Annotated in this window: 1 pseudogene; it reads right to left on the reverse strand. The window is 63.9% G+C overall.

The annotated features are described in order from the left end of the window. Window positions 1-285: pseudogene (locus F2P45_RS35175) on the reverse strand (alpha-amylase family glycosyl hydrolase); the annotation flags it as partial.

Raw genomic sequence — 285 nt, forward strand, 5'->3', positions numbered from 1 at the left:
CCGTTCCTGGTGTGGAAATCGACCTTCCCGCCCGCCCACGGCCTTCTTGCCCGAGTAGTAATCGGTCACCGACTCGCCATCACGGAAAATCGGCGCCACCACGATCGGCGCCGACTTGTCGGTCGGCAGATCAAGCCCCACCACCACCCGATCCTTCTCGTACGTGCGCGCAAAAACATACGGCACCGCTTGCAGCTTGCGGTGCGCGCCCGCACCCACCGCCGGATGCATCTGGCGGAAGCGGCCGATGATGCCCCAGTGCTTGCGCACATCCGCAATACGATA

The sequence above is a fragment of the Massilia mucilaginosa genome, from assembly GCF_011682145.1.
GTDB classification, from domain to species: Bacteria; Pseudomonadota; Gammaproteobacteria; order Burkholderiales; family Burkholderiaceae_D; genus Telluria_A; species Telluria_A mucilaginosa.